Source organism: Flavonifractor sp. An100, from assembly GCF_002161175.1.
GTDB lineage: Bacteria > Bacillota > Clostridia > Oscillospirales > Oscillospiraceae > Lawsonibacter.
In genome coordinates this window covers 77,110-86,604 of sequence record NZ_NFMA01000014.1, presented here as the reverse complement: position 1 = coordinate 86,604, position 9,495 = coordinate 77,110, and the positions used below count along the sequence as shown (strand labels likewise).

General features: G+C 55.4%; 9 protein-coding genes. 3 read left to right on the top strand and 6 right to left on the bottom strand.

Annotated features, from left to right (window positions below; all coding sequences use genetic code 11):
• From B5E43_RS09395 to B5E43_RS09380, 4 genes are all read right to left on the bottom strand, one after another.
• A partial coding sequence (locus B5E43_RS09395; protein WP_087396093.1) for an FAD-dependent oxidoreductase occupies positions 1-860 on the bottom strand: 860 nt, incomplete at its 3' end.
• A gap of 368 nt (positions 861-1,228) precedes the next feature.
• Positions 1,229-2,416: a pyridoxal phosphate-dependent aminotransferase gene (locus tag B5E43_RS09390; RefSeq protein ID WP_087396091.1), complete on the bottom strand. Its 1,188-nt coding sequence runs from the start codon at positions 2,414-2,416 to the stop codon at positions 1,229-1,231.
• Position 2,417: 1 nt separating this feature from the next.
• The gene (locus B5E43_RS09385) at positions 2,418-3,416 is read right to left on the bottom strand and encodes an NAD(P)-dependent oxidoreductase (protein WP_087396089.1); all 999 of its coding nucleotides are present in this window, start codon (positions 3,414-3,416) and stop codon (positions 2,418-2,420) included.
• Between the two features lie 101 nt (positions 3,417-3,517).
• Positions 3,518-4,468 carry a hydroxyacid dehydrogenase gene (locus B5E43_RS09380; RefSeq protein WP_087396087.1) on the bottom strand — a complete coding sequence of 317 codons (951 nt, stop codon included), beginning with the start codon at positions 4,466-4,468 and terminating at the stop codon, positions 3,518-3,520.
• Between the two features lie 237 nt (positions 4,469-4,705).
• Between B5E43_RS09380 and B5E43_RS09375 the strand changes: the two genes are divergently transcribed.
• The 3 genes from B5E43_RS09375 to B5E43_RS09365 all read left to right on the top strand — a co-directional run bounded on the left by B5E43_RS09375 (position 4,706) and on the right by B5E43_RS09365 (position 7,974).
• Entirely contained in the window at positions 4,706-6,136 is a 1,431-nt protein-coding gene (locus B5E43_RS09375; RefSeq protein ID WP_242964786.1) for a sigma 54-interacting transcriptional regulator, read from the top strand.
• A gap of 40 nt (positions 6,137-6,176) precedes the next feature.
• Positions 6,177-7,343 carry a PucR family transcriptional regulator ligand-binding domain-containing protein gene (locus B5E43_RS09370; protein WP_087396085.1) on the top strand — a complete coding sequence of 389 codons (1,167 nt, stop codon included), beginning with the start codon at positions 6,177-6,179 and terminating at the stop codon, positions 7,341-7,343.
• A 217-nt stretch (positions 7,344-7,560) separates the two neighbouring features.
• On the top strand, positions 7,561-7,974 hold the full coding sequence (locus tag B5E43_RS09365) for a heme-binding protein (RefSeq protein WP_087396083.1): 414 nt from the start codon (positions 7,561-7,563) through the stop codon (positions 7,972-7,974).
• A 96-nt stretch (positions 7,975-8,070) separates the two neighbouring features.
• Here the strand turns inward: B5E43_RS09365 and B5E43_RS09360 are convergent, their stop codons facing one another.
• Entirely contained in the window at positions 8,071-8,841 is a 771-nt protein-coding gene (locus tag B5E43_RS09360) for an HAD family hydrolase (RefSeq protein WP_087396081.1), read from the bottom strand.
• Positions 8,838-9,491 carry a beta-phosphoglucomutase gene (gene pgmB / locus B5E43_RS09355; protein ID WP_242964785.1) on the bottom strand — a complete coding sequence of 218 codons (654 nt, stop codon included), beginning with the start codon at positions 9,489-9,491 and terminating at the stop codon, positions 8,838-8,840. The genes B5E43_RS09360 and pgmB overlap by 4 nt, the downstream gene beginning before the upstream one ends.
• Between the last annotated feature and the right edge of the window lie 4 nt (positions 9,492-9,495).

Sequence of the window (9,495 nt, the reverse complement as noted above, 5' to 3'; positions counted from 1 at the left end):
TCAAACCGGGCATTCTCAAAACCAGGAACCTGACGCAGCTGGTCCAGCGGATAGTAGGGGGTCATCAGCTTGGCGTGGCCGGTATCCAGCAGGATGATGTTCTCCGCGAACTCCTTCAGAGCGTACTGCTGGCAAGCCTTCTTGGCCAGCACGCCTTCGCCCTTGCGCAGATGCTCGGGAATGGGCACCACGGCTACACCGGTCTTATCCAGCATCTCCACGATCTCCTTGCTCAGGGACTCCTTCAGCAGCTTACAGGAACCGCTCATGGCGCCGATGCTTCCGTCCGCCTTCTTGCCCATCTTCTCCTCGATACCAGCCTTGCCGACCACGCTCACACGGCCGCCGAAGGTGGGGCACCGCAGCGCACACATCGCACAGCCGTTGCCGTACTTGCCGCAGTTCACCATGGGACCCGCGCTGCCGGTGGCGTCGATAAACACATCGCCGCTGATCTTCTCGTCGTTGGTCAGGATCACGGACACCATCTTGTCCCCATCCATCTCCACGTCCTTCACACGGGCCAGGGTGCGGACCTCGATCCCCTTCTTCTGCAGCAAAGCCTTGATGGCCGGCTCGATGAGCGCGATGTCATACAGACTGGCATGGGAATGGCCGGGGAACTCAATGTTGGTGTGCCGACAATTGGCGTCGATGGTCTCAAAAATCTCATTGGCGCCCAGAGCAATCGCTTCCTCAGTCGCGGTGAACCGGCCGTTGTTCCGCATAATGCCGCCTACCAGGCCAGTGCCCAGCAGCATATCGGTACGCTCCAGAACTGTTACCTCTGCGCCGGCATTCTTCGCCGCGATGGCCGCTCCGGAACCTGCCCATCCTCCGCCTACTACGATAACCTTCATCTGTTACACCTTTCTTTCTATAAATTTTGTATGCCCATTATTTGAGCTGGTTAACATAATTGATTTTTCGCCTCTTTTTTCCAAAAAATCGGCAAAAAATAACCCGCCCTCGGTTTCAGCGTACTCTGCCTATCTCGTTTGACCTTTTCGCTGATTCCCGCTTGCGAAATTTGTCCGATATACTTAGAAGTAAAGAGACTGCTTTCGCTTGGTTACTTTGGTGTTTCGATGCCATATTATTTATAGGTTCGCTTCTGATGTTCCGGTCAAGCTCGGCATATATCGCACAATACAGTGACTGCGATTGAAAACCTGGCGGTACATCCAGACCAACGGGCCAGATGCACCGCCAGGCAATGGGGGTCAACTTACTTCGAAATAGCCTTTACAAAGGCCTCCATCCGCCGCAGGCCCTCCTGGATATCTTCATCGGAAGCGGCGTAGGAAATTCGAATATAATCGCCGCAGCTATCGCCCAGACCCACAGCGGGTACCGTGGCAACACTGTGCTCTTCTAACAGTTCCTGTGCAAATTCCATGCCGCTCTTGCCTGTGGCAGACACATCTACCATGACATAGAACGCACCCTTGGGAACCACAGGGGTGATGTTGGGGATGGCCTGGAGGCCCTTGACGATCATCTCGCGACGGCGAGCAAAGGCAGCCAGCATCTCTTTCACCGCTTCCTCCGTCTCCGGCAGCTCCAGGGAATTGACCAGGCCCTGCTGGATAAAGGTGGGGGAACAGGTGGTGGAGTACTGGTGGACTTTCAGGATGGGTCCAGCCAGCTCCTTGGCAGTGGCGATATAGCCCAAGCGCCAGCCAGTCATGGCATAGGACTTGGAGAAGCCGCTGACCACAATGGTCCGCTCCCGCATACCGGGCAGGGCCGCCATGGAGATAAACTCTGCTCCGTCATAAACCAAACGGCTGTACATCTCGTCGGACAGCACCAACAGATCATATTTCACAGCAAGGGCTGCCACCCGCTCCAGCACCTCACGGCTATACACCGCACCGCTGGGGTTGTTGGGGTTGTTGAGAATGATCATCTTGGTCTTGGAAGTGATATGGGCCTCAATCTCATCGGCGTCCAGCTGGAAGCCATTGTCTGCCCGCAGGGGGATGTCCACGAAGGTGCCGCCTGCAAACTTCACCAGGTTCTTATAGGAGACGAAGGCCGGAGTGGGGATAATCACCTCATCCCCGGGATTAACAAAGGTAAGGATGGAGTTATTGAGTGCCTCAGCACCGCTGGAGGTAATGAGGATCTCAGTCTCCGGATCATAGGCCAGCCCAGTATCGCCCTGAATCTTCTTGGCCAGGATCTTCCGCAGGGCGGGAAGGCCACGGTTGGAAGCATAGTGGCTGTAGTTATCGGCGATGGCCTGCATAGTGGCCGCCTTGATGGGCTCGGGGGTGGGGAAGTCCGGCTCACCGGCGCTGAAGGGGATCACAGGCTTACCCTGTGCCCGCAGAGCGGCAGCCCGGTCCAGAATGGCACGAATTGGAGAGGCTTCCAAACGCTTGGCATTTTCCGAAACCATATCTCTCATCTTACACACCCTCCTCCTTGATCTCATTCTTGCACGCTCCGGTGGTCTCGTACTCCTTCAGGTTCTCCAGCGTGACCTCAATCATGCTGTAGATGGCACCGTCGGTGTAGAAGGCCACATGGGCGCTGTAGTGGACATCCTCACGGGCCAGAAGGGCCTTGAAGACGGGATCGTTGATCTCACTGAGGGGCTTCTTCTTCCGGACGAACTCGCTCTCGTTCTCATACACATCGAAGGCAAAACCGCTGAGCTTTCCGCTCTCCAGCGCCTTCAGCACGGCCGCGTGGTCCACCAGACCGCCCCGGGCGGTGTTGATGAGCACAGCGCCGTCCTTCATCTGAGCCAGGGTCTCCTCCCCGATGATATGGTAGCTGTCGGGGGTGAGGGGGCAGTGCAGGAAGACGATATCACTCTGCTGCAGCAGCTCCTCCTTGGTCACATAGGTGCCCAGCTTGGCAGCGGCATCGTTGGGATAGGGGTCCCAACCCAGAACCTTGGCCCCAAAGCCGTTGAGCAGGCTCATGGTGGTCCGGCCGATGCGGCCGGTGCCCAGCACGCCGGCCGTCATCCGACCCAGCTGCCGGCCCTTCAGGCCCTGCATGGTGAAGTCACCGTTCTGGATCATGTTCCAGGACTTCTTTCCATGACGAATGGTCCACAGAGCCACCAGAATGGTGTACTCCGCAATGGCCTCAGGGGCATAGAAGGGGACGTTGGCGCAGTGAAGGCCGTACTTCTTAACTGCCTCGTAATCCACATGATCGCTGCCGGCAGAACGGGTAGCCAGATACTTGACGCCCCGCTCAGCAAGGACCTTGACCACCTTCTCTGTAACCTTACAGGTGGTGACCAAGATGATTCCCTCGCAGTCCTTGACCTCGTCTACGGTGTCCTCATTGAGCGTGCCCTTGGCAAACTCAAAAGAGAAACCATACTTGGATTTTGCCTCTTCATACAGCCCCAGCTCATCCGGCTGTGCTCCATAAACCCGAATACGCATGTTTTTTGCCGCCTCCCTAAGCGATTACCGATAATTAAATTCTTGATGAACGAAACGCATCACCGCTGTGATGTCCTTGAGTTGATGTTGAGAGATTGTTCTTAGAGATGGTTGACCGCATAGGTGACCGGCCGCTTCTCCAAAACCTCTACGATACCCAGAGCTGCCTGGTAGGACATGCGCTCCAAAGCCTCAGTGGTAAAGGCCGCAGTGTGGGGCGTAGTAATAACATTGTCCATGGAGAGCAGGGGGTTGTCTGCCTTGGGCAGATTGCCTTCAAACACGTCCAGGGCCGCGCCGCGCAGCTTGCCTTCCTGGAGCATCTTAATCAGGGCAGCCTCGTCAATCACCTCACCGCGTCCGGTGTTGATGAGGTATGCGCTCTCCTTCATCTTGCTCAGCCGCTCCGCGCTCAGAATCTTGCGGGTGGCATCGGTGCCGGGCAGGTGGAGGGAGAGATAATCCGCGAGGGAAACAACCTCGTCCATATCCGGAGTCAGATAACCAAAGTCGGTATCCTGCTTCTCCGTAATCCGGCGGCTGTATCCTACAACCTTCATTCCCAAGCCCTTAGATGCAATCTGGGCTACCTGCTTGCCGATATTGCCCATACCAATGATACCAAGGGTCTTTCCACGGACGTCGTTACCATAGAGCTTGCGCACCGACATATCGCCCGTCTTCAGGCCGTTGTTGTAAATCACGGTGTGCTTGGCCAGCATGAGGATCAGGCCGATGGCATACTCCGCCACCGAGCTCTGGTTGGAATCGGCCGCATTGGAGATCTGGATTCCTCTCTTGGTGGCCTCGTCCACATCAATGCCATCCACGCCAACGCCGTGCATGGACACGACCTTCAGCTTGGGGCAGCTGTCAAAGACCCGAGCGGAGAACTTGCCGTTGCGGGTCAGCGCAGCGTCGCAATCCTTGCACTCCTTGATGAGAGTCTCCTCATCCGGTCCACTGCCCATAATCAGGTGATAGCCCTGCTCCCGCAGGAAGTCCAAGCCCTTCTCATTGACAGGCTCAGTAATAAGTACTTGATAACCCATATCCGCATTGCCTCCTTTTGTCCATATTGTACGAGAAAATGCTACCCTTTCGCAACAGACACAATGCACACTAATTATCACAATGAGTGGACACTTTGTCGTTTTTTTCTCCTATTTCAAATTCGACAAAAATATGGTATATTTATATGTTGGGGACTGTGTATCCGCACAACTCTTTGTGCTTACCTATATTATTCCAACACCGCCCCGTTAAGCCGCTGTCTGGAGGATCTTTTTATGGAAGAATTGATGCATTTCCCCCATGCGCAGGAGGATCTCCCTCTCTCCGTGGTCATGGACAACATCGATGCCGGCATTGCCGTTTACGATGCGGCGGGAAATTTTGTCTTTGTCAATACAGTGATGATCAACTGGCGAAACATTCCTCGGCACGAGTATCTAAAAATGAATGTCCATGACTTTTACCAGTTCATTGACGTATGCGTCTATGATCTGGTAATGGAAAAGCGCCAGCGGGTCAGTCGTTTGCAGTTTTATCAGGACATTCAAAAAATTGACGGCCCCACCCGTATGCGCATCGTTACCGGAACTCCCATCTTTGACGGGGAGGGGAACATCAAGTATGTCATTACCATGCTACAGGATGTCCAAAATTTTGAGACCCTTTACCACACCCTTTTAAAGGAGACCAGCATCCTCAATGAGGCCTCTGTCAGCCGCGGAGGCGCCCGCCAGGAGGAAAACAGCATCGTAGTCAAGAGCAAGGAGCTCAAGCAGGTGCTCTCCATCGCCGAGAGTATCGCGCCCCTGGACTCCAGTGTCCTCATATACGGGGAATCTGGAAGCGGCAAGGAGGTATTCTCCCGCTTCATCCATGAGCACAGCACTCGAAAAGATAAGCCTCTGGTCACCATTAACTGCGCCGCTTTCCCCGAGAATCTCATTGAATCAGAGCTGTTTGGTTACCAGAAAGGGAGCTTTACGGGCGCCAGTAAAGAGGGTAAAATGGGACTGATCGAGGCGGCGGACGGTGGTACCCTGTTTATGGATGAGATTAACTCCCTGCCCCTGAGTGTCCAAAGTAAAATCCTCCGGGTCATTGAGGATAAGATCGTCTATAAAATCGGCTCTATCCACCCCAAAAAGGTGGATTTCCGACTGATCACAGCCACCAACCAGGACCTATACAGTCTGGTCCAGGAGGGGAAATTCCGGGAAGACCTATATTACCGACTTCACGTCATCCCCCTGACCATCCCCCCCATTCGCAGTCGGCGAGAGGATATTGTCCCCCTCTGCCTGCACTTTTTGGACTATTTCTGTCATAAATACAACTTGAAAAAGAGCTTCTCGGACAAGGTTTTGGAGCAGGTACAGGCTTACAGCTGGCCAGGTAACGTCCGGGAGATCCGAAATTTTGTGGAGCGGATGGTGGTCATGACCCCTTCCGCCACCACCGAAATCACCAGCATTCCTGTGGGGTTACTGGGGGACGAGCCCGCTTCCGTCCATTCTGCCCCCCTCTACCACCACCCCCATCCTCCCTTCCGCCCCGCTTCCCCCAGCAAGGAGGATATCTTAGCGGCTTTGAACCTGTTCGGCGGCAACCGCACCAAAACAGCCGAATATTTGGGGGTCTCCCGCCGCTATCTCCAATATAAAATCAAGGAATTTAACCTGCCTCCCCGGTACCACCAGGAGAAATAATACCGCGTCCGCTGCATCAGATTCAGGAGGGATAATCGACATGGCTTTTACCATTCAGGACTTGATTGGTCAAAAAATATTTCCGGATATTAAACTTGTGGCCGGCCGACGCGGCATCAGCAACGAGATCTTTTGGATTAACATCATGGAAATTCTGGATTCTCCCAAGTCCATTCAGGTGGGAGAGCTGCTGTTTACCACGGGCTTTGGTTTGCAGCAGGAGGAGACATACCGGGACCTGATCCCCCAGTTGTCCAGACGGGGCGTCAGTGGAATTGCCATCCAGACCGGCTACTACATCGACTCCATCCCCAGCTACATTCTGGAGCAGGCAGACGCCTTGGATTTTCCCGTACTCCAGCTGCCCAAAACCCTCACCTTCTCTGAAATCCTGCGCACTATGACCCGAGTAATTGACTCGGAAACCCAGAAAAATTGGAGTCGCGGGGTCCTGAAAGAGGCCGCTTCCTTTTTTGAAAAGTGCATGGCAGAGCATGAGGCGGAAATTTTGCGGGACAATGAAGAGCTGTGCACCCATATCATGCTCCTCGACCCGGTCAATTACGTCAATGCAGAGGAAGACAGCTGGCGCAAATGCCTGGGGCAAATTAACTCCTTTGCCCAATCCTACAGCAATCTGTTCTTGGTCCATGAGCTGCCCCAGCACAAACACATTTTCCTGGCCGTTTTCCCCAGCTCCGAGGACTTCCACTCCATGCTCTATTCTCTGAACACCAAGCTCACTCTGCTCTCCGAGGAGCTGGGAACCAACTACTATGTAGGCGCCGACCGTCTGCGCTCCCGGGACGGCTTTGTGCTGGCACTCAAACACGCTACAGACGCACTCAACACCCTTCAGCTCATCCGGGCCAGACGGGGTGTTTGCGCCTATAACCACATCAGCTTTATCAAAATGCTGGGGCAGATCCACCGCAAGGAGTCCTCTGCTGTGCTGGACAACCAGGCCTTGCAGATGCTTCTAAATTATGACCGGGCCAATAACTCCAACTACACCCACACCCTCCGGGTCTACCTCTCCAACAGCTGCAACATGACCAAAACCGCCCGCCAGCTTTTCCTCCATCGCCACACTCTTATTAAGCGATTGGAAAAAATCTCCTCTGTGGGAAATCTGGATCTGAACGACTACTACACCCGTCTTTATATGTCTGTCACCATGCTGTTCCACGATTACTTTGTCTATTGACCTGCGCGCAAAATAAGGGATGGACAAAGTGTATACCAATAGCAAGCGTTTTCGCACAAAATGTCTCTTCTTCGCCTCAACCCTTTGACTTCCTCCGGATTCTTTGGTACTTTGTTATAAACCGAAAGCGACCAGCGCAAGTTTTTGTGCGAAATATATGGAAAAGCACCCCCACCAACACAGAGCAATGGATTCATATTTTTGAGGAGGTTGTACTATGATTCGCAGAATTTCTCACGCCCAGTTCATCGCCCTTTGCCAGTATGTCACCCAAGAGGTGGAGAAGGACGGCGGTAAGCCCGTCGTACTGGCCATTGCCGACGAAGCCGGCGATATCGTCTATATGTCCCACATGGACAACACTCCCCCCCGCAGCGGAAAAATTGCCTCGGGCAAGGCCTTCACCGCCGCGAAAATGGAGCGCACTACCACCGCTCTGTTGCAATTCTGCCAGGACTCTGGCACCACGCTGGATGCCTTTGTCATCCCCGGCATGACTACTATGCCCGGCGGTACCCCCATTGTCAGCAAGGACGGGGAGCCCATGGGCGCTGTGGGTGTCAGCGGCCGCTCCGCCCAGGAGGATCAGGCCATGGCTGATAAGTGCGCTGCCTTCCTGGCCACCCTGTAATTGCTTCCTCTCAGGATAGGGCCTCCAAACCCGTCCTGTTTCCGCTCTCCCATAACACAGAAGGGGCCAACTGATCGTTGGTCCCTTCTGTGTTTTTTATTCGATTGTCCCCAAAATATCCTCCACTCTGCGGCAGTGGTTGGGAAAGCGCTGCCGCAGGGGTTCGGCCGCATTTTCCATGAGATACGCCCTCCCTACTCGCTTCAGCATGGGCACATCGTTGTAGTTATCTCCAAAGGCAACTACCTCACCCAGTTCCACGCCCAGCGCGGCGCACAGCTGTTCCAACCCCGTTCCCTTGTCCGCCAGGGTAAAATCCAACCACTTTTCTCCCGCAATCGCCCCATGGAACTGCTTCCACCGGGGGGAGAGCACCGGCTCCACCCGCTCCGCCCCCTCCCGGCAGTAGGCGGAGACCTTCACCATCTCCTCCGGCACCTGGTCCGGCCGATCCAGTAGGGTGACATTGTTGCCCACAAAATAGCGGATATGGTCCACAATATCCCCCTGCTTGGGACACAGGTAGCTGGTATTCTCCCCGGAAATTAGCACTTCGCACTGGGGCTGGGCCAAAATCTCCTCGCACAGCCGCAGCGCCTCCCCACGCTCCATTACCGTCTTCCCCAGCACCGGTCCCGGTGAACCGGGGCCAAAGACTACCGCTCCATTTTCACACAGGTAGGCCAGCTCCCCCGCCACCGGGGCAAACAGCCGCCGCAGGCTGCTGTACTGCCGCCCACTGGCCGGACAGAACAAAATTCCCTTTCTTCTTAGGCGGATGATCTCCTCCCAGATCACCGGAGCAATTTCTTTCTCGTCCCCATGGAGGAGGGTGCCGTCAATGTCACAGGCCACCAGCCGAATCATGCCTCTCCCTCCTTGGCGGGAAACAGCTCCAACAGCTGTTCCAGAGATGTCAGATTATAGTCCCCCGCCCCGTGCAGCGCGGAGTCCCCGATGGCCACCCCCACCATTCCTGCCCGGTGGGCCGCTTCTATCCCCGCCAGGGCGTCGTCCACCGCCGCACAGCAGTCTGCCTCCACCCCGATCATCCGGGCGGCGGTCAAAAACACCTCCGGATCAGGCTTGGCCCGGGTCACACAGGTGCCGTCCGCCACTCCATCCAGCCACTGTCCCAGACCGGTGCGCTCCAAAATCAGGCCTGCGTTCCGGCTGGAGGAGGCAAGCGCCAGGCGGTAGCCCCGGCGGCGCAGCTCCGGCAGAACCTGTCGGACCCCGGGGGACAAATCCTCCGGCGTCAGCCCGACCAGCAGTTCCCGATACCTGCGGTTCTTTTTATCAGCCATGGCCTGCTTCTCCGCCAGACAATAGCTGCGCTTTGACCCCTCCAGCACAATTTCCAGGCTGTCCATGCGGGAAATGCCACGGCACCGGTCTCCCTGTTCCCGGGTAAAGGGGATCCCCAGCTCCTCCGCCAGCTCCTTCCACGCCTGGAAGTGATATACATCGGTATCCACCAGCACCCCGTCCATATCAAATAAAATTCCTTTGATCAACGTT

What these genes read in the sequence shown, in the direction of transcription:
- B5E43_RS09385 (WP_087396089.1), bottom strand. Translation starts at nt 3,416, where the DNA reads ATGCGTATTCGGGTTTATGGAGCACAGCCGGATGAGCTGGGGCTGTAT.
- B5E43_RS09370 (WP_087396085.1), top strand. Translation starts at nt 6,177, where the DNA reads ATGGCTTTTACCATTCAGGACTTGATTGGTCAAAAAATATTTCCGGAT.
- B5E43_RS09365 (WP_087396083.1), top strand. Translation starts at nt 7,561, where the DNA reads ATGATTCGCAGAATTTCTCACGCCCAGTTCATCGCCCTTTGCCAGTAT.
- B5E43_RS09390 (WP_087396091.1), bottom strand. Translation starts at nt 2,416, where the DNA reads ATGAGAGATATGGTTTCGGAAAATGCCAAGCGTTTGGAAGCCTCTCCA.
- B5E43_RS09360 (WP_087396081.1), bottom strand. Translation starts at nt 8,841, where the DNA reads ATGATTCGGCTGGTGGCCTGTGACATTGACGGCACCCTCCTCCATGGG.
- B5E43_RS09380 (WP_087396087.1), bottom strand. Translation starts at nt 4,468, where the DNA reads ATGGGTTATCAAGTACTTATTACTGAGCCTGTCAATGAGAAGGGCTTG.
- B5E43_RS09375 (WP_242964786.1), top strand. Translation starts at nt 4,706, where the DNA reads ATGGAAGAATTGATGCATTTCCCCCATGCGCAGGAGGATCTCCCTCTC.